16 protein-coding genes are annotated in these 18,788 nt (G+C 59.4%); 13 read left to right on the top strand and 3 right to left on the bottom strand.

Annotated elements, in window-relative coordinates; translation table 11 throughout:
- Positions 1-207 precede the first annotated feature (207 nt).
- The 4 genes from BCF11_RS27305 (at position 208) to BCF11_RS27290 (ending at position 4,675) form a co-directional block, all read left to right on the top strand.
- Entirely contained in the window at positions 208-462 is a 255-nt protein-coding gene (locus BCF11_RS27305) for a GlsB/YeaQ/YmgE family stress response membrane protein (RefSeq protein ID WP_098492913.1), read from the top strand.
- A complete protein-coding gene (locus BCF11_RS27300; RefSeq protein ID WP_098497980.1) occupies positions 462-992 on the top strand; it encodes a hypothetical protein in 531 nt (176 codons plus the stop codon). The genes BCF11_RS27305 and BCF11_RS27300 overlap by 1 nt, the downstream gene beginning before the upstream one ends.
- A 246-nt stretch (positions 993-1,238) precedes the next feature.
- Entirely contained in the window at positions 1,239-2,147 is a 909-nt protein-coding gene (locus tag BCF11_RS27295; RefSeq protein ID WP_098492911.1) for a 23S rRNA (adenine(2030)-N(6))-methyltransferase RlmJ, read from the top strand.
- Positions 2,148-2,656: 509 nt separating this feature from the next.
- A complete protein-coding gene (locus tag BCF11_RS27290; RefSeq protein ID WP_143751541.1) occupies positions 2,657-4,675 on the top strand; it encodes a YncE family protein in 2,019 nt (672 codons plus the stop codon).
- A 209-nt stretch (positions 4,676-4,884) separates the two neighbouring features.
- Here the strand turns inward: BCF11_RS27290 and msrB are convergent, their stop codons facing one another.
- Positions 4,885-5,370, bottom strand: a complete 486-nt coding sequence (gene msrB, locus BCF11_RS27285; protein ID WP_098497978.1) for a peptide-methionine (R)-S-oxide reductase MsrB — start codon at positions 5,368-5,370, stop codon at positions 4,885-4,887.
- 418 nt (positions 5,371-5,788) lie between these two features.
- Here msrB and BCF11_RS27280 point away from each other — a divergent pair, with 418 nt between their 5' ends.
- From BCF11_RS27280 to BCF11_RS27265, 4 genes are all read left to right on the top strand, one after another.
- Positions 5,789-8,056, top strand: coding sequence for a TonB-dependent siderophore receptor (locus BCF11_RS27280; protein ID WP_098497977.1), 2,268 nt, complete (start codon positions 5,789-5,791; stop codon positions 8,054-8,056).
- Positions 8,057-8,074: 18 nt separating this feature from the next.
- Complete coding sequence (locus BCF11_RS27275; protein WP_098497976.1) at positions 8,075-9,286, top strand: phosphotransferase enzyme family protein; 1,212 nt, start codon at positions 8,075-8,077, stop codon at positions 9,284-9,286.
- Positions 9,286-9,879 (top strand): nicotinamide riboside transporter PnuC, encoded by a 594-nt coding sequence (gene pnuC / locus BCF11_RS27270; RefSeq protein WP_199111270.1) that lies wholly within the window; start codon positions 9,286-9,288, stop codon positions 9,877-9,879. Before BCF11_RS27275 ends, pnuC begins: the two co-directional genes overlap by 1 nt.
- A 945-nt stretch (positions 9,880-10,824) precedes the next feature.
- Complete coding sequence (locus tag BCF11_RS27265; RefSeq protein WP_230427135.1) at positions 10,825-11,355, top strand: fimbrial protein; 531 nt, start codon at positions 10,825-10,827, stop codon at positions 11,353-11,355.
- Here the strand turns inward: BCF11_RS27265 and BCF11_RS27260 are convergent, their stop codons facing one another.
- Positions 11,356-11,613, bottom strand: a complete 258-nt coding sequence (locus BCF11_RS27260) for a hypothetical protein (RefSeq protein ID WP_143751540.1) — start codon at positions 11,611-11,613, stop codon at positions 11,356-11,358.
- Between BCF11_RS27260 and BCF11_RS27255 the strand changes: the two genes are divergently transcribed.
- From BCF11_RS27255 to BCF11_RS27240, 4 genes are all read left to right on the top strand, one after another.
- Positions 11,594-12,376: a molecular chaperone gene (locus tag BCF11_RS27255; RefSeq protein ID WP_098497972.1), complete on the top strand. Its 783-nt coding sequence runs from the start codon at positions 11,594-11,596 to the stop codon at positions 12,374-12,376. The genes BCF11_RS27260 and BCF11_RS27255 overlap by 20 nt on opposite strands.
- 90 nt (positions 12,377-12,466) lie before the next feature.
- The gene (locus BCF11_RS27250; RefSeq protein WP_098497971.1) at positions 12,467-15,037 is read left to right on the top strand and encodes a fimbria/pilus outer membrane usher protein; all 2,571 of its coding nucleotides are present in this window, start codon (positions 12,467-12,469) and stop codon (positions 15,035-15,037) included.
- A 2-nt stretch (positions 15,038-15,039) separates the two neighbouring features.
- Positions 15,040-16,050: a fimbrial protein gene (locus BCF11_RS27245; protein WP_098498014.1), complete on the top strand. Its 1,011-nt coding sequence runs from the start codon at positions 15,040-15,042 to the stop codon at positions 16,048-16,050.
- Positions 16,051-16,115: 65 nt separating this feature from the next.
- Positions 16,116-17,141: a fimbrial protein gene (locus tag BCF11_RS27240; RefSeq protein ID WP_098497970.1), complete on the top strand. Its 1,026-nt coding sequence runs from the start codon at positions 16,116-16,118 to the stop codon at positions 17,139-17,141.
- A gap of 27 nt (positions 17,142-17,168) precedes the next feature.
- Here the strand turns inward: BCF11_RS27240 and BCF11_RS27235 are convergent, their stop codons facing one another.
- Positions 17,169-18,104 carry a methylglyoxal synthase gene (locus BCF11_RS27235; protein WP_098497969.1) on the bottom strand — a complete coding sequence of 312 codons (936 nt, stop codon included), beginning with the start codon at positions 18,102-18,104 and terminating at the stop codon, positions 17,169-17,171.
- Between the two features lie 129 nt (positions 18,105-18,233).
- Here BCF11_RS27235 and greB point away from each other — a divergent pair, with 129 nt between their 5' ends.
- Positions 18,234-18,788: a transcription elongation factor GreB gene (gene greB, locus BCF11_RS27230; RefSeq protein WP_098497968.1), complete on the top strand. Its 555-nt coding sequence runs from the start codon at positions 18,234-18,236 to the stop codon at positions 18,786-18,788.

Below are 18,788 nucleotides of genomic sequence, written 5' to 3'. Positions count from 1 at the left end.
AATGCCGTCATCCCCGCGAACGCGGGATCCATGTTGATGATATATAACGATTAGAATGGATTCCCGCGTTCGCGGGAATGACTATTTGACATAAGTTTACCTTGCAAGCGCTGCAGATGGCCGCACTTTGCTCTATATTGGATCCCGCACCGGCGCCTTATACTGGTGCGGCCATTCCGCAGCCAACATCAACCATGAGGAGCATCTATGGAAATTCTGGGGACAATCATCGTGGGTTTCATCGTCGGCGTGATCGCTAAACTGATACATCCCGGACGCGAGAACATGGGCTTTATCGTTACTACCTTGCTGGGCATCGCCGGCTCTTTCCTGGCAGGCTACGTCGGCCAGGCGCTGGGCTGGTATCACGCTGGCCAGGGCGCAGGATTCATCGGCTCCATCATCGGCGCCTTTATCCTGCTAGTGATCTACGGCTTTATCAAAGGCAAGGCGGCTAGCTGATGCTGGACCGCCTGCCATGGCGCAAGCCCGCCCGGCAGACTGCGGGCGTGCTGCTGCCGGCCTCCGACACGGCGCTGCAGGCGGTGCGCCTGCGCTGCCGCCAGATGGTGGCCAAGCGCGCGCTGCTGTCGGCTGGCGCGTCCGCCTTGCCGATCATGGGTGTCGATATCGCGGTCGATATCCATTTGCTGTCGCGCCTGATCGAAGACATCAATGCGGCCTTCGGCCTGACCCCGCAGCAGATTGAAAAACTCCAGCCCAAGCTGCGGATAGCCACCTACAGCACCATCGTCGGCCTCGGCAGCACGCTGGTGGGCAGGGTGGTGACGCGCGAGCTGCTGCTGAAAATCCTGACCCGCAGCGGCGTCAAGGTCGTTTCCAAGAACGCCACCCGGCTGGTGCCCATCGCCGGCCAGATGGTGTCGGCGGCGATCGGCTTTTCCGCGTTCCGGGCGATCGGCAACAAGCATATCGAAGCTTGCGTCCAAGTGGCTGAACAGATGTTGAAAATGCAAGACGCGGGGAAGTGAGTTGCCTGCCTGGCATCTGGCTTGTTTGCAGTGCTTGCGGCGCGGCCGGCGCATCCTTCTCCGCCATCCCCTGCTGCAATGATAGAATGCGGGTCGTTTGCGTTGCGGAACACTGAAAACAGCTGCTTTCGCGCGACTTTACCGCACTTCTACACGCCAGCCCGGCCCGCAATGTCTTTATCGCGTTGAGCGGCCGGCTCTTTGATGTAGAGTGTGGCAACACACTTCACCACGATAGAGTTCCCTATGTTGAGTTACCGCCATGCCTTCCATGCGGGCAATCATGCCGATGTGCTGAAGCACTTGGTCACCATCCAGTTGTTGCGTTATCTGGGCCAGAAGGATACTTCCTACATGGTCATCGATACCCACGCCGGCGCCGGCGTGTATGCGCTGGACGACGGCTACGCCTCGAAAAACGCCGAATACGAGTCCGGCATCAGCCGCCTGTGGGATCGCAAGGACCTGCCGCCGGCCGCGGCCGAGTATGTGGAAATCGTCAGGCAGCTGAACCCGGACGGCAAGCTGCGTTATTACCCCGGCTCGCCGTACTGCGCCGATGCCGTCATGCGCGAGCAGGATCGCCTTCGCCTGTTTGAACTGCATCCGAGCGACGGCAAGATCCTGACCGACAATTTCCGCCGCCTGGACGCCGAGCGCAACCCGCGCGGCAATGGCCGCGGCAAGCGCGTCATGATCCAGCTGGGCGACGGCTTCCTCGGCTTGAAGGCCTTGCTGCCGCCGCCGTCGCGCCGCGGCCTGGTGCTGATCGATCCGCCGTATGAAGTGAAAGAAGATTACCGCCACGTCAAGAACACCATCGAAGATGCGCTCACGCGCTTTTCCACTGGCACTTATGCCGTCTGGTATCCACTGCTGAACCGCATGGAGTCGCGCCAGCTGCCGGACAAGCTGAAGCGCATGAAAGCCAATGGCTGGCTGAACGTCACGCTGACGGTGAAGACGCCGTCGCCGGATGGCTTCGGCCTGCACAGCAGCGGTATGTTCGTGATCAACCCGCCGTGGACGCTGGAGCCGATGCTGAAGGAACTGATGCCCTACCTGGTCAAGGTGATGGGCACCGATTCCGGCGCCGGCTTTACCCTGGAATCAGGGCAGACCAAGGCGGTCGATACCGGCACCCGGCGCGTGTAGTACTCGACAATTCAGATAAGAAAATCCTGAGAATTTCACTTGAAATTCTCAGGATTTTTCTTTTGGGGCTCATTACTTGCAAGTGAAGCCGCAGTTGGCGGAGCACGCATGGACTGCCGCAGTCCTCCTGGTTTCCGCATGACGCTCATGGCTAAACATGTACCTCACTGGCACGCATGGGCAATGTACGCGTCCCTTGTTCCAGAATACTACGCTCCTCGACCAGTCATATGAGTGCGACCTCGGGCACTGCATTTTTGGCTTGCCGGTCTTTGCTGCCTCATGCGCTCCCTCTGTCACGCTATAGCGTTTGGCTCATTGAAATTCAATGAAGAATGAACTCTGATATTCAATTCAAAATATCTTGCCTAAAGACACATATTTTATTGTTACAAATAAATACACGCTGTTACAATTGCTTGGGGTTAAGACATCGCCAATAAAGCCAGTCAGAGCGATGTATTTGATGCAGAGCCAGCATAACAATTTGTGTAAGAAAGATAATGATAATGAAAAAAGTGTTCTTCTCTTTATTGATGACGTTATTTCTCACCGCATGTGGTGGAGGCGGTGGAGATGGCGGCAATTCCTCGCCAGGACCTGCTTCGAATAACGGCGGCGCAGCACCCGCAGCTGCGGCGCTGACCTTCACGCCATCCACGATAACCCAGACTCTTACTGGAGGGGTGTCGAGCAAGATCAGTCTTGCCGCCACAGTCAACAAGCCATCCGATTTCAATGGGGCATCAGCCGTTTATGCCTATTTTGTTGACGATATAGGAGTGTTGTTGCCGAATACGCAAATATCGCAAAATTCGACGACCCAATACAGCGTTGCACTCTATACGTCCCCGACCTTGTCCGTAGGGAGTCATCAAGGAAATCTCACGGTTAAGCTCTGTCGCGACAGTAACTGCGCCAGTCAATTCCCAGGGTCGCCCATGCTGCTGCCTTATAGTTTCCAGGTTAACGCGCCCGCAGTCTTGCCGACCTTTGGCGCAAACGCGAGTGTAGCGCTCACCACAGACATGTATCTAGGCGCTGCCGCGCCCGCTCAAGCCACTATCACGGTCTATGGAGAAGGAAGAACCTGGACCGCGACAGCGGATGTCCCTTGGTTAAAACTAAGTAATGGGACGGGGGCAGGGAAAGCGAGTTTGACACTTGATTACCTTCCTTCGAAGCTGCAAGTCGGGATCTACACAGGTTTAATCACGATCAAATCAAACGATGGCCAGAGTGTCGGTCTGCCAGTCACGCTTACCGTCAAACCTGCCTCAGATAAGATATTGGCTTCGGAAGCCGGTGTGGCATTGACTGTAACCCCCACCTGGTCGCGTCTGACCCGGACCTTGCAGATCAATGACAGTTCGGGGGCTATCGGCAACTGGAGCGCCAGTTCGGATCAAGCTTGGTTAAGTACCGCAAAGAGCGGGAACAGTCTTACGCTTAGCGCAAATCCAGCCAGCCTGCCTTCGAATGCCATCAGCTATGCGACGGTTACCCTGCGTTCCACGAATCCTTCGATAAGCGCACCGGAGCCGATTAAAGTGGCCTTGTGGAATGGCGCCACAACGCCAACCGCCATTACGCGGATAAATCAAGTCTATACAAATATCGCTGCCGACCCGATTCGCCCGCTGATTTATGTCCATAACGGTGGCTCTGCCATTGATGTCTACAATGTTTATACATCGCAAAAGACTGCTACTCTCACTGGACTCGGCGCCACCCTTGGCAATATGACTATCAGTCCAAACGGCGATAAATTGTATGCCTTGGACATGGCTACGAGCAGTCTGGTTGCCATTGATTTGGCTACTGCAGCCAAAATCAATACGTGGAACTTGAGCTCCGCATTGACAAACGCGACGCGCATAAAAGCAATCCGGCCGAATGGCGTGGAAATCATCATCACCAACATCGGCAGCGCGTACCTGGCGTCAAATGGCAAATTCATCACGAACACCGGTATCAACGTCGGGGATTTGACGGCAACCGCTGACGGCAAAAAAATCTATGCTCAGAACGAAGGTATCAGCCCGTCTACAACCTGGGCTTATAGCGTCGACTACTCTGACTTGAATGGCGGTACCTTGAATGTCTCGCCATTGGCGCCGGCTACAGGAGTCACCGGCATATCCAGTGGCGGAGTGATGTCCAATGGCGCAGACATCGCTGTCAGCGCCGACGGCAGCCGGGTGTACACAGCCAATGGCGCCCCTTATCGATGCAGCTCGCTTTCTCCGGTCAACTTGAGTTTCATCAGCGCCCTTCCTGGTGGAGATGCATATCCCAACAACGTCAAAGTTGCTAGCGACGGCCGAGTTTTTTGCGGTATCTCTGGCTGGTACAGCTCATCCGATGTATGGGTGCATGGCGCTGACGGCACTTTAATACGTGGTTTTAAATTCGCCGGCTATGCAAAAAATCTGCTCGACCGTCAAATGGCTGTGTCTGGAGATGGCTTGATGCTAATAGGCCTCACCAACGATCCCCTGCTGGCTATTGTGCCCGTTGGCCCATAAACCACATTTGAATAAGTTGTAGTGTGAAAAACGGCATACATGCAATATGTATGCCGTTTTTTTATTGGATTTTTTTCGAGCAGTTGAAAACGAACGACCCCGGCGCTCTGCCTGGGTTACACCTTTTGCCAACAAGGCGAGAATCCGCTGGAGGTATCTATCATGATTCCAAGCAGATGCTACTGTCGCGTGCAAGGCTGGCCGATGGCTCAGATTTCCGGCATGAACTTCAATGCCGCGCCATTCATGCAATAACGCAGGCCGGTAGGTTTCGGGCCGTCGTCGAAGACATGGCCGAGGTGGCCGCCGCAGCGGCGGCAGTGCACTTCGGTGCGGCTCATGCCGAGCGTGCTGTCGATGCGGGTGGCGACGGCGTTCGGCAGCGGCTGCCAGAAACTGGGCCAGCCGGTGCCGCTGTCGAACTTGGTCTTGGAAGAGTAGAGCGCCAGCTCGCAGCCGGCGCAAGAATAGGTGCCTGCGTGTTTTTCATGGTCCAGCGGACTGGAAAACGGCCGCTCGGTCGCTTCCTGCCGCAAAATCGCATACTGGGTCGGGTTCAGGCGCTGCTTCCATTCGGCGTCGGTATGCATGATTTCATACTTTTCCAGCGCGCTGGCGCGCCAGCCCAGCGTCGCCAGCACACTCCCCAGCAGCAGGCCGCCGGTCCTGAACATCACGGTGCGTCGGGTTGGCATGGCAATCTCTCCTTATCTCATCGATGGCCGGCGCAGGCCGTTCTTGCGCTGTGCGTATGCAGCCTGCAGTTTTGTATTGTGTGATTCCGTGTAATCAATATACGAAGAAATCCGGCGCACGGATGCAAACAGCTGTGTTCTCGCCAGTTTGCGCCGAATTGCGCCAGTCTGCTGGCCGCAGGCGTCCCTGTAGGACAAGCAGAGGCAAATCCCTAAAAAATGTTTCCTTGCGGTAAATTTATGGGGGTTTGCAGCATTCTCCTGTTGTCAATGCCCGTCAGCCATATAGGTGTATTACGCAGTTTTTAAGTATCGGCTGGAAATTGGACGGATAATGCGGATCCTGTTTTAATCACGCCCGGATTTCCAGACGCAAAGTGCGGGTGCGTTATCTATTTAATATGGCGTCGACACAATAATGACAACTACGAAAAGAACCTATCCAGCGGCCGGAGGCCGGGTAGCGCTGCAGACTAAAAGAAAATTGCTGATTACTCTGATTGCAGCAGCGACCGCCGGCATGGCGCATGCGCAAAGCGATCCTGAACAAAATGGCAGGCCGGCTAGCGGTGCCGGGCAGGGCGCCCAGCCGCAGAATGAAACCACATTGCCGACCGTGACGGTGACCGGCGCCGGTCCCGCCGCCGACAGCTATCGCAAGACCTCGGCCTCGGTCGCCAGCTTTGGCGCCGCCTCGCTGCTCGATACGCCAGCCTCGGTGTCCGTGGTCACGCGCACCCAGCTGGATGATCAGCAGGCGCGCTTGCTGAGCGACGTCGTGCGCAACGACGCTGCCGTCGGCGACAATTACACGCCGGTCGGCTACTACGAAAATTTCAGCATCCGCGGTTTTCCGCTGGACCTGGCGACGAGCTTGCAAATCAACGGCATGAGCATCGCCGGCGAGCAGAATGTAGCGTTGGAAAACAAGGAAAGCGTCGAGATCCTGAAAGGCCTGGCTGGCCTGCAAAGCGGCATGACGCCGCCCGGCGGCCTGATCAACTATGTCACCAAGCGGCCGGCCGATGTGCGTTCGATTACGCTGGAAACAGATTCGCGCGGCTCGCGCTATCTGGCTACCGACATCGGCACCCTGTTCGGCGCGCAAAAGCAGTTTGGCCTGCGCATCAATGCGGCTCATGAGAGCCTGCATTCCTATGTTAATAACGCCGACGGTGAGCGCAATTTCGCCTCGCTGGCCGCCGACTGGGTGATCAGTCCGCAGGCGCGCCTGCAGTTCGACGCCGAGTACCAGCACCGCGAGCAGCGTTCCGCGCCGGGCTACCAGCTGCTCGGCGGCGCCGTCGTCCCTGGCAATGTGTCGCCCGCGACCTTGCTGGGGGTGCAGCCGTGGGCCAAGCCGGTGACGATCAATTCCGTTAATCTGAACCTGCGCCTGGATCTCGATCTGGCGCCTGACTGGCACGCCTATCTGGCAGGCAGCCGCAGCCGCGTGGTGATCGACGATAATTCTGCCTTTCCCTATGGCTGCGGCTATGGCGCGACATGCGGCGCGGGCGGCACGCCGGCCCGTTATTTCAGCGCCAACGGCGATTTCGATATATACGATTACCGCTTCCCGGACGACACCCGCCGCAACGACCAGCTGCAGGCGGTGCTGCAAGGCAAACTCGATACCGGCAAGATCCGCCACGACCTGACTCTGGGGGCGAGCATGTTCCGCCGTACGGTGTCGCAGAGCGATGGCGTCAACGAGTATGTCGGCAGCGATAATATCTATAACCCGAATCCTATCGTCTACGCGCCTTCGCCGTTGTCGCCGGATGCCTCTTATCTGCGGCTCGACAGCCGGCAAAAAGCACTGTTTGCAGTCGACCGCATCAGCCTGACGCCGCAATGGCAGGTGATCGCCGGCGGCCGCCAGGTGTGGCTGAACGAACGGGCGCTGGACATCACTGGCGCCGCGACCCGCACCACTGAGAAGTCCTTGCTGCTGCCGCAAGTCGCGCTGGTCTACAAACCGCAGGCCGATCTCTCGCTCTACACCAGCTATAGCAAAGGCTTGAGCATGGGCGGCCAGGCGCCGTTCTGGGCCGAGAATGCCTATGCTTTCCTGGCGCCGACCGTGTCGCGCCAGCTTGAAGCCGGCGTCAAGTACGACTGGCGCGACCAGCTCAGCCTGAGCGCGGCGCTGTTCCAGATGAGCAAGCCGTACGAGTATCCGAAGCCGGACGAGAATGGCTATACCTACACCCAGCAAGGTACCGAAACACATAGAGGATTAGAGCTGAGCGCGGCCGGCCAGGTCAGCAAGCAGTTGCGGCTGACGGCCAGCCTGGCCCTGATCCAAGCGCGCGCCGAAGATACCGGCACGCCTGCCTACGACGGCCACCAGGCCATCAATGTGCCGCGCCTGCGCGCCGCCCTGTATGCGTCTTATGCGCTGCCGCAGGTCACCGGCCTGACCCTGCTCGGCGGCTGGCAGTACAGCGCCAGCAAGGTGGCGACGCGTGAAGGCGACGTCAATGTCCCGGCTTATAGTTTGTTCGATGCCGGTCTGCGCTATAAAACCATCCTGGCGGGGCATCCGACGGTGCTGCGCCTGAGCGTGGATAATCTGTTCGATAAGCGTTACTGGAAAGATGTCGGCGAATATTTCGGCGACAGCTACCTGCATCTGGGGGCGCCGCGCACCGCGCGGCTGTCAGTCCAGTACGATTTTTAAGGGCGGGATGGAAGCGGCATGAAGGATGCAAAACCAGACGACGCCAGCGGCCTGCCAGCAGTGCTGAGCCACGGCATGGGCATGGACGTGGTGCAGCCCAGCTGGCCGTCATTGACGCTGGATGAAGTCGCGCGCCTGCTGCGTCACTACCCGCTGGCGGGCGTAGTGACGCGGCTCGACTGGCATAGCCCGCGGCCCTTTTCCAGCGCCTGCGTGGCGGCGACGGACTCGGGCCCGTTGTTCATCAAGCGCCTGCTGCGTGCCATCCGCACGGTTGACGAGCTGATGGACGAGCATCGTTTCATGGCTCATCTGCGGGGCAATGGACTGGCGGTCAGCGAAGTGCTGAGCACCGGCGACGGCAATACGGCCTATGCCGACGGCGACTGGACTTACGAAGTGCAGCGCGTCGGCCAGGGCGTCGACCGCTACCGCGACGCCACCTCATGGACGCCTTTCCTGAGTTGCGCCGACGCCGCCGCTGCCGGCCGCGAACTGGCCTTGCTGCACCTGGCCGCCCGCGGCCATGATGCGCCGGCGCGCAGCACCAGGCTGCTGTCCTCCGGCTTTACCTTGTTGCATGCAGAGCAGCCGCAAGCAGTGCTGGAGCGCATCCAGCTTTATATCCAGCAGCGCCCGGCATTGAGCGACTATCTGGCGCCGCGCGACTGGCGCGCCGACGTGACGCGGGTGCTGCTGCCGTTCCACGCCCGCCTCAGTCCCTTGCTGCATGGCTTGGCGCCGTTGTGGACGCATAACGACTGGCACGCTTCCAATCTGCTGTGGCAGGCCGCGCCGGCGCCGGCTGCTGTCAAGACAGTGCTGGATTTCGGCCTGGCCGACCGCACTTGCGCGGTCTACGACCTGGCCAACGCGATTGAACGCAACCTGATCGAATGGCTGGCCTTGCCCCTGGCCAGCGGCAGCCAGCGCCATCTGGTGCATATCGATCAGCTGGACGCCATGCTGGACGCCTATGAAAGCGTGACGCCCTTGTCGGCGCTGGAAGCGGCGGCATTGCCGGCCATGCTGCCCTTGGTGCATATCGAGTTCGCGCTATCCGAGCTGGCGTATTTTCATGGCGTGCAGCACTCCACTGAAAATGCGGCGCTGGCCTACGATACTTATTTTCTCGGCCATGCGGCATGGTTCAACAGCGATGCCGGCCGCTATCTGCTCGACCATCTGCAGCGTCGCTGCGAACGTAAAACCGATACACAGGAGTCTTGATGTCAGGTCTGGAAATCGTTGCAGTCATAGTGAGCGCCCTGGCGGTCTGGCTGACTGCGCGCCGTCATTTGTGGTGCTGGCCGATAGGCCTGGTATCGGTGCTGCTGTATGCGCGCATATTCCTGGTGGCGAAACTGTATTCGGACTTGCTGCTGCAACTGATCTTTGCCGTCATGCAGCTGTACGGCTGGTGGCAATGGAGAAGCGGGACGTCGGACCAGGATAGTCAGCATATCCAGCCGCAGCGCCTGCCGAAGCGGGGTTTGCTGACCGGCCTGCTGGCCGGCGCCGCGGGCAGCGTAGTGCTGGGTTATGTCATGGCCAGCTTCACCGACGCCCACATTCCATGGCTGGATTCGGCGCTGACCAGCTTCAGCCTGGTGGCCCAGTTCTGGATGGCGCGCAAATATGTCGCCAACTGGTGGCTGTGGATTGCGGTCGACATTATCTACGTCGGCGTGTACATCTATAAAGACCTGAACCTGACCGCAGGCTTGTACGCGGGATTCATCGTGCTGGCGCTTGTCGGCTTGCGCAATTGGCGGCGGCAGTTGCCCGGGAATCACCCGCCGGCGGCCGCTGCAGCGCTGTAGGGTGGGCACTCCGTGCCCACGCAGCGCTGCGGACATTCGTGTCCCGGGCTTCGCGCCCCCCGCTACGTACGCGTGGGCACGGAGTGCCCACCCTACAACAGCAAAGCGCAAATAATAATTGCGGCTTGGCAGCGCCATCTACGCTGCTGGTACACCCAGATTCTGCGCCAAGGCCAGCGGCGACAGGTGCGCCAGGTGACGTCCATCGGAATGATTTTCAGCGAAGCCGAGAGCGGCCCGGCCAGCGGCAAATTCAACTCACAAGCCTCGGCCAGCTCCACATAAGGGCCGCAGGGGCCGGAGCGCGTCAGCTACCCACTCAGACAGCTTGATGCTGGCCAGCACTTCCTTCATTCCACATGCGAGATGCCGTAGCCGACGCTACGCAAGGCTTATACCTGCGCCAGCGAACCGACATCTGCGCCAGCCTCTCGGATGTGAGCGATAGTACAGTACCGGCAACTGGCATCTTCCTGAGCGCCTCGCTGTCGAGCATGGCGGCGACGGCTGCCAGAAACAACGGCGGGTTGCCGCAAAACGTGAGGAAACCGCAAACGCTACGACGCGCGAGTGTAAAGATTCGTAAAGAATTGTTGCAATCCCACGACAAACACCATGTTTCCTGCGGACATTTTAAGAATTTCCTTAGTTCAATTTAGTTGCCCTTCAGACTGATGGCGCTTTGCCGCATGGGCCGCAAAAGCAAGCCAGGAGCGGGTTTCTTACATTTAGTTGATTGTCATTAATGATTATATTTTTACCAATAATCAATATTTAGGCCATCTTTTATTTCCGCCCAATAATAAGTGTTTGTTAGTAATTGTTAAACATTGTCAGTAATGACATTTTGTGAATTTTTGCCCCTACAATTTGTTTCGCCGTGTTGGCAATTCATTAATTTGAATCGAACATCTACTTTTATATCTGAGGGTAAAAATGAAACAAATGACTATCGCTAAGTTGGTTGCAGTTGCTGCTGCAGGTCTGTTGTCCCAAGCGGCCTTCGCTGACGGCGGCACCGTGAATTTCAACGGCCAGATCGTTGACTCGCCTTGCTCGATCGATCCTTCCAGCCAAAACATCACTGTTCCTATGGGCACAGTGTCGCGCGCAGTATTGAACGGCGCCGCCGGCAAGAAGGCAACGCCATCGAAGTTTCAGATCCTGTTGACCAACTGCGGCGCAACCGCCAAAGGCGCAACCGTGACTTTCACCGGCACAACCGATGCTAACGTCACCGACGATCTGGCTCTGGCTAACGCTGGCCAGGTTGGCGTTACTACAGCAACTGGCGTGGCGATCGAGCTGGGCGACTCCGCCGGCACCAAGATCCCTGTCGGTTCGGCATCGGGCACTTACGTTCTGGGTCTGGGCAACAATCCTCTGAACTTCCAGGCTACCTACGTTTCGACTGGTCCTGCAGTCACCGTTGGTCCAGCTAACTCCACTGCACAGTTCGTCGTTACTTACCTGTAATCAGCGCGCTTCGCAAAAATCCTGAAACGGCATTACCTCGTTGCGCCGCTTGCGGCGGGACGGGCAGCCTGGTGCTTGCTGCGGCCAGGTTTTAAGGATGGGCTGGCAAGCCGCAACGGTAGCGGCAAGCCGGCCATCATTTTCCAGCGATACCCATGCATCAATTTGTGAGCACGCGATAGCGGCCTGTGCTTGCTTAGAAATTTGTGCATAGGACATTTGACAGACGAGGTTTTCCATGTTGAACAAACGAATCATCACTTCCGCCATCCTCGGCAGCGTGCTGATGATGAGCGCGCTGGCGGCAAACGCCAGCGTCATGCTTGGCGGCACCCGCGTGATCCTGGGCGAAAAAGACCGGCAAGCGTCGATTCCGCTGAAGAACACCGGTACCTCGCCGTACGTGGTGCAAACCTGGGTCGATGCCGGCGAAGGCAAGAACAAGGCGCCGCTGCTGGTGACGCCGCCTTTGTCGCGGCTCGATCCCGGCGCCGAAAACATCTTGCGCATCGTCCGCATTTCCGGCGATCTGCCGAGCGACCGCGAAACGGTGTTCTGGCTCAACGTCAAGGAAATCCCGGAAAAATCGGATCAACCGAACGTGCTGCAGGTCGCCGTGCGCACCCGCATCAAGATTTTCTACCGGCCGGCGGGCCTGGCCGGCAAGCCGGATGAAGCGCGCAACCTGGTGACGCTGTCGGTGGTGCCTGGCCAAGACGGCAAGGGCGCCGCGTTGCGGGTCAACAATCCGAGCGCCTACAACCTGACCTTCACCGGTTTCAAAATCAACGGCAACAAGGAACAGACCAAGGCCGGCATGGTGCTGCCTTTCGGCGCCAGCGATTTCCCGCTGACCGCGATCAGCACGCCGCAGCCGATCGACGTCAGCTACACCACCATCAATGACTACGGCGGCGAAACGCCGGAGGTCGTGACCAAGGTGGCGGTCGGCGCCGCAGCCGCAGCGCAGCCCGCTGCGCCGGCTGCGACAACGACTTCAGTTGAGCCTGCAGGCAAGTAACACCGTCGTCATCTCCCAGGTAGCAAGCACCAGATCCTGTCAGGGCAAGTCAGTCTGCCGCGCAAGGCAGAAACAAAGGAAGGGAAAGCTGTGATCAGATTGTCGCATCAACGCAAACCGGTACGCCTGGCGCTGTCAGCGATCACGCTGGCCGTGCTGTCGCAGCTGGCTCAGGCGCAAGGCCAGGGCGGCTCGGTATTCAACGAGCAGTTCCTGGATATCGGCGGCGAACAAAGCCGCGCCGACTTGTCGCTGTTCGCGTTCGGCAACCGGGTCATGCCCGGCAGCTACCTGGTGGATGTCAGCCTCAACGAAAGTAGCGTCGGCCAGAGTCAGGTAGTGTTCAGCGACCAGGGCGAGGGCAAGAATGCCCAGGCTTGCATCACCCGCGCCATGCTGGAAGGCTGGGGCGTCAAGGTGGAAGTGTTTCCGGTCCTGATGGCGGCCGGCGACCAATGCGTCGACCTGGCGCAGGCAATCCCTGGTTCCAGCGTTTCCTACGACGGCGAGAAACTGCGCCTGACCCTGAGCATCCCGCAAGCTGCCATGAAGCGCCAGGCGCGCGGCGCCATCAGTCCTGACAAATGGGACAAGGGCATCAATGTCGCCATGCTGGACTACCAGATTTCAGCGGCGCGCTATGACGGCGGCAATAATGCCGCCAGCACTATGAACAGCAGCATTACCGAATTCAACGCCAACCCCAGCGCCACCACGCAAGCCCGCAACACCCTGTATGCAGGCCTGCGCGGCGGCTTCAACCTGGGAGACTGGCGTTTCCGCAATTTTTCGACCTATAACCGCGGCGTCGACGGCGAAGGCCATTGGCAGTCGGTGACCTCCTACCTGCAGCGCGATATCGCCTCGCTCGGCGGGCAATTGACGATCGGCGATAGCACTACCCCTGGTAATTTCTTCGACGCTTTCCAGTTCCGCGGCGTGCAGCTGTCGTCCGACGACGGCATGCTGCCCGACAGCCAGCAGGGCTATGCGCCGACCATCCGCGGCGTGGCGCAGACCAACGCGCGCGTGACGGTGCGGCAGAACGGCTTCGTGGTGTACAGCACCTATGTCGCGCCTGGTCCGTTTGTACTGGACGACTTGTATCCGACCTCTACCAGCGGCGACCTGGAAGTGACGATTACCGAAGCCGACGGCCGTGAAACCAAGTTCCGCCAGGCCTTTTCGGCAGTGCCGACCTTGCTGCGCGAAGGCGTCTGGCGCTACAGCGTGACCGGCGGCCAGTACCGCAACGGCTATTCCACCATCAACGCCGGCTCCAGCAACGCCAAGCCGAATTTCGTGCAAGGCACGGTGGCGCGCGGCCTGGGCAAAGAATATTCGGTGTACGGCGGTGTGATCGGCTCCGATATCTATCAGTCGGCATTGTTCGGGGTCGGCAAGAACCTGCGCGATTTCGGCGCGATTTCCGCCGACGTCTCGCAAGCGCATACCAAGGGACCGTTCAACCAGAACTATGACGGCCAGTCGTTGCGCTTCCTGTACGCCAAATCCTTCGAGAACTACGGCACCAGCGTGCGCATGGCCGGCTACCGCTATTCCACCGGCGGCTTCCGCACCTTCCAGGAAGCGGCGCAGATGCAGGATCTGCAGAACGGCCAGGTACTCAACAACCGGCGCAACCAGGTGCGGCTGGAACTGGCGCAGCAGCTGGGCAGCAAGGGTGGCACCGCCTACGCCTCGATCCAGCAGCAAAGCTACTGGGGCACCGATCAGAAAGACCGCCTGATGCAGGTCGGCTACTCGAATTTTTACAAGCAGTTCAGCTACAGTATTTTCTATAACTACAGCACCAATCTGAACGGCCCATCGAACCGCCAGCTGATGGCGACCCTGTCGATCCCGCTCGGCGACAGCCGCTCCTATGCGCGCTACACCGTGGCCAAGGGCAACAACGGCGAGGTGACGCAGCAAGCCAGCGTCTACGGTTCGGCGCTGGATGATGGCCGCCTGACTTACAACGTCACGGCCGCTCACTCGAATCAGAACGACAACAGCGGCAGCGCCTCCGCCAGTTACCTGTCGCAATACGGCCGCGTCGACTTCGGCCGCGCGCAAGGCTCCGGCTACGGCCAGACCACGCTCGGCATGGCCGGCGGCCTGGTGGCGCATGGCGGCGGCGTTACCTTGTCGCAGCCTCTGGGCGAAACCATGGCGCTGGTGGAAGCGCCGGACGCCGCCAACGTCGGCTTTGAAGTCTATCCGGGTGTGCGTACCGACAGCCGCGGCAATGCGGTGCTGGCGAATTTGAGCCCGTACCGGGTCAACCGGCTGGCGGTGCGCACCGAAGACCTGGGCGACAACGTCGAAGTCAAGAATGCAGCGCTGGATGTGGTGCCGACCCGTGGCGCCGTGGTGCTGGCGAAATTCGAAACTTCGATCGGCTTGCGCATCATGCTGAACCTGAGCGACAAGAGCGGCAAGCCGCTGCCGTTCGGGGCCAAGGTCGAGAACGAACAAGGGCAGGATATGGGGATCGTCGGCAGCGAAGGCCAGACCTTCATCACCGGCGCCAGGGAAAGCGGCGTGCTGAACGTCAAGTGGGGGCAGGGCGCGGCGGAACAGTGCAGCGTCAAATACCACGTCCCGGCGGATAAAAATCCGGCGCCGATCCGTGAATTGAACGGGCAATGCGAATGATCATGAAATCACTACGGGAAAAGATCGCCGGTGGAAGGTGCAGCCTGGCATTGATGGCGCTTGCGGCGGCTGCCTTGTTGAGCGCGGCCAGCGCGCAGGCGGCATGCGTGCGGCCGACCGGCGCTACCGAAAAAATCATACAGATGGATATGGGCACGGTGGTTATTCCAAACAGCGCCGCCATCGGCGCCGTTTTTGCCACCAAGAGCTTTACCATCCCGATTGCCGGCGCATCGGAAACGTCCTGGATCTGCACCGGCGGCGGCTATGTAACGGGCAGCATATTGCAAGGTTCGCCGGTACCCGGCATGCCGAATGTTTACACCACGGCCGTGACCGGCGTGGGAATCAGGCTGTCGCGCCAGATTACCGGCATAGGGCAGACTTATTATCCCCACGTCATCAATATCACCAGCGGCACCGCGGTATTTCTGAGCCCATCGTATTTTACGGTCGAGTTGATCAAGACCGCGACCAAGACCGGTAACGGCCCGCTGGCTGCCGGCACTTACACCACCTACGTCGGCAATGGCGACAACAAATCCGCCATCACCTCTATCCTGTCCGGCAACGGCATCACCATCATCACGCCCTCATGCACGGTCGATACCGGCTCGCAGAACGTGGTGGTGAATTTCGGCTCGATTTCCAGAGGCAGTTTCAAAGGCGTCGGTTCGACTGCCGGAGCCCGTCCCTTCAATATCAAGCTGAATTGCCAGCGCGGCGAGAATGCACAGAACACTATCCTGCTGAACATGCAGGCTACGGCAGATCTATCGAAGAGTCCCGGAGTTACACAGTTGACGCAAGGGACAGGCGTGGCGACCGGGGTCGGCATCCAGATTCTGGACAAGAACAGCAACCCGGTGGTGTTCGGCACCGCGGCGACGGTCGGTCTATCCGCCGACATCCAATACGTGGTGCCGTTCACGGCGCGCTACTACCAGACCGCGCCCAATATCACCACCGGACCGGCCAACGGCACCGCGACTTTCACGATTGAATATCAATAGCCAGCTGCCTGCCGGCACGGTTCAGGCCGTTGACCCGGCCTGAAGCCCGGCAAACGAGGAGTGGCATGAAGAGAACGCAAGCAACTACAGACAAGATCAACGGCGCTCTGGCATGGCTGGCAGTGCTGGGACTATTGGCGCTGCTATCCATATTTTTTGTGGGCAATGCGCAGGCCGCTTGCGTGAGGCCGGCCGGCGCTACCGAGAAAATCATCCAGATGGATATGGGCACGGTGGTGATTCCGAACAGCGCCGCCATCGGCGCGGTATTCGCCACCAAGAGCTTTCCGATTCCGATTTCGGGGGCTTCTGAAACGGCCTGGAACTGCAACGGCGGCGGCACGGCGACCGGCAGCATGTTGCAAGGAACGGCAGTGCCGGGCATGCCGAATGTCTACACGACAGCCGTTACCGGCGTAGGCATCCGCCTGTCGCGTCAGATTACCGGGATCGGCCAGACTTTTTACCCGCATGTGCTGAGCTGGTCGGTTTCCACCACGGTGGCTTTTTATAGCCCGTCTTATTTCACGGTCGAACTGGTCAAGATCGCCACCAAGACCGGCAACGGTCCGCTGGCTGCCGGCACTTACACCACCTACGTCGGCAATGGCGACGGCAAATCCGCCATCACCTCTATCCTGTCCGGCAATGGCATCACCATCATCACGCCCTCATGCACGGTCGATACCGGCTCGCAGAACGTGGTGGTGAATTTCGGCTCGATTTCCAGGGGCAGTTTCAAAGGCGTCGGTTCGACTGCCGGAGCCCGTCCCTTCAATATCAAGCTGAATTGCCAGCGCGGCGAGAATGCACAGAACACTATCCTGCTGAACATGCAGGCTACGGCAGATCTATCGAAGAGTCCCGGAGTTACACAGTTGACGCAAGGGACAGGCGTGGCGACCGGGGTCGGCATCCAGATTCTGGACAAGAACAGCAACCCGGTGGTGTTCGGCACCGCGGCGACGGTCGGTCCATCCGCCGACATCCAATACGTGGTGCCGTTCACGGCGCGCTACTACCAGACCGCGCCCAATATCACCACCGGACCGGCCAACGGCACCGCGACTTTCACGATTGAATACCAATGACGGCAAGCGTCGCCGCCAAGACAGGTCCTAGGATTTGGCCAATGCCGCGCGCTGCTGCAGCAAACTCAGCCAGCGTTCGCCGCACTCGGCATCGCTGATGCAGAGTGCGTAGTCGGTGACGGTGCGGGCGGCGCGCTCCAATAGCTGGATATCGGCCTCATGCTGGCGCGCCACGTGCGGGTCTTCCAGGAACAGCACGCGCCGGCATTGCTGGCGCTCGAGGATCAGTTCGGCGATCTGGGCGTCGCCGCCGAGCGGGCCGCTGAGAAAGGGCTTGACCCAGTTGCGGCCGGCTTCCTCTCCCTTGATTTTCTGCGCCAGCTTGTTGAGCAGGCTGCCGGTGGTGCCGGTGGCGCAGCGGAAAGCAAACTGGTCGAGCAGGGCGAAATGGCGTTCCGCGATATCCAGCATGCGTTCTTTCATGGCATCGTGGGCGATCAGGGCAATGCCTTCCTGTCCCAGGTCGAAAGTCGGGTCGAGCAGCGGATTCGGCGCGGCGCCGGCCGCCACCGCTTCCAGTTCCAGCCATTCAAGCGCACCGGCCAGGGTCGACAGGAATGGCTTGCCATGGATCACGCATTGCCGTTTCAAGGCCACCGCTTCCGGAAAAGTCGAGGACGGATCGACCGGATCCATCAGGTAGATCACTGCATCCAGGGTGCGCGCCGGATCGGCATCCACCACCCGCGACACCAGCTTCATCAGGCCGCCATGGCGGCCGTAGGGAAAGCGTTCGATGTGTGGATAGTCTGGCAACAGGCCCAGTTGCTGCATGGCGTCCAGGGTGCGTCCCACCACGATCAGCTGCGGCTGCAACTGCTGTTCGATGATCTTGCGGCTGCCGTTGAGCAGCTGCGCCAGCGCCGATTCCTGGCCGTGCTGATGGCTGCGGCTGGTGGCAAGGCCAATCCGGAACGGGGTGACGGAATCTGAGCGGGCAGGGCGGGAGGAATTGGCAGGCATAGGGCAGGATAGTGAGTCAGCACGGGCAACATTGCACCGGCCTGACTTTACCATACCGCCATGGTGGGCAAGCCCCCAGTTTTAGGCAAAATCGTCAGCCGGCGCGCAATTGGAACTACAATGTCTGCTATGAACAAGGCATTTGTTAAAGAATCAGAAGGCGACGACGACGATCTGGAATTCGGATTGCCGCCGATCCCGCCTGGCACAAAAAACTACATGACGCCGGCCGGTTATCAGCGCATGAAAGACGAGCTGTTGCACCTGATCGACGTCGACCGGCCGGAGGTGGTGCGTATCGTTTCCTGGGCCGCCTCCAACGGCGACCGTTCGGAAAACGGCGATTATATTTATGGCAAGCGCCGGCTGCGCGAAATCGACCGCCGCATCCGTTTTCTTACCAAGCGGCTCGATCTGGCGGAAGTGGTGGACCCCAGCGTCCATCATGGCCGGGACCAGGTCTTCTTCGGCGCCACGGTGACTTACCAGAATTCCGCCGGCGAGGAACACACTGTGACCATTGTCGGCATCGACGAGCTGGACCCCCTGCATGGAAAAATCAGTTGGATTTCACCGGTCGCGCGCGCTCTAACCAAGGCGCACGAAGGTGAAACGGTGACCTTCATGACCCCGGCCGGGCTGGATGAGCTGGAAATACTGGCGGTCAGCTACCCGCAACCGTAG

The sequence above is a fragment of the Collimonas sp. PA-H2 genome (assembly GCF_002564105.1).
In the GTDB taxonomy this organism is placed as follows: Bacteria; Pseudomonadota; Gammaproteobacteria; order Burkholderiales; family Burkholderiaceae_D; genus Collimonas.
Note: the sequence above shows the minus strand (reverse complement) of the source record. Positions and strands in the feature narration are given on the sequence as shown.

Coding starts and splice junctions, on each gene's coding strand:
- BCF11_RS27305 (WP_098492913.1), top strand. CDS start 208: ATGGAAATTCTGGGGACAATCATCGTGGGTTTCATCGTCGGCGTGATC.
- BCF11_RS27300 (WP_098497980.1), top strand. CDS start 462: ATGCTGGACCGCCTGCCATGGCGCAAGCCCGCCCGGCAGACTGCGGGC.
- BCF11_RS27295 (WP_098492911.1), top strand. CDS start 1,239: ATGTTGAGTTACCGCCATGCCTTCCATGCGGGCAATCATGCCGATGTG.
- BCF11_RS27290 (WP_143751541.1), top strand. CDS start 2,657: ATGAAAAAAGTGTTCTTCTCTTTATTGATGACGTTATTTCTCACCGCA.
- msrB (WP_098497978.1), bottom strand. CDS start 5,370: ATGCCAACCCGACGCACCGTGATGTTCAGGACCGGCGGCCTGCTGCTG.
- BCF11_RS27280 (WP_098497977.1), top strand. CDS start 5,789: ATGACAACTACGAAAAGAACCTATCCAGCGGCCGGAGGCCGGGTAGCG.
- BCF11_RS27275 (WP_098497976.1), top strand. CDS start 8,075: ATGAAGGATGCAAAACCAGACGACGCCAGCGGCCTGCCAGCAGTGCTG.
- pnuC (WP_199111270.1), top strand. CDS start 9,286: ATGTCAGGTCTGGAAATCGTTGCAGTCATAGTGAGCGCCCTGGCGGTC.
- BCF11_RS27265 (WP_230427135.1), top strand. CDS start 10,825: ATGACTATCGCTAAGTTGGTTGCAGTTGCTGCTGCAGGTCTGTTGTCC.
- BCF11_RS27255 (WP_098497972.1), top strand. CDS start 11,594: ATGTTGAACAAACGAATCATCACTTCCGCCATCCTCGGCAGCGTGCTG.
- BCF11_RS27260 (WP_143751540.1), bottom strand. CDS start 11,613: ATGATTCGTTTGTTCAACATGGAAAACCTCGTCTGTCAAATGTCCTAT.
- BCF11_RS27245 (WP_098498014.1), top strand. CDS start 15,040: ATGAAATCACTACGGGAAAAGATCGCCGGTGGAAGGTGCAGCCTGGCA.
- BCF11_RS27240 (WP_098497970.1), top strand. CDS start 16,116: ATGAAGAGAACGCAAGCAACTACAGACAAGATCAACGGCGCTCTGGCA.
- BCF11_RS27235 (WP_098497969.1), bottom strand. CDS start 18,104: ATGCCTGCCAATTCCTCCCGCCCTGCCCGCTCAGATTCCGTCACCCCG.
- greB (WP_098497968.1), top strand. CDS start 18,234: ATGAACAAGGCATTTGTTAAAGAATCAGAAGGCGACGACGACGATCTG.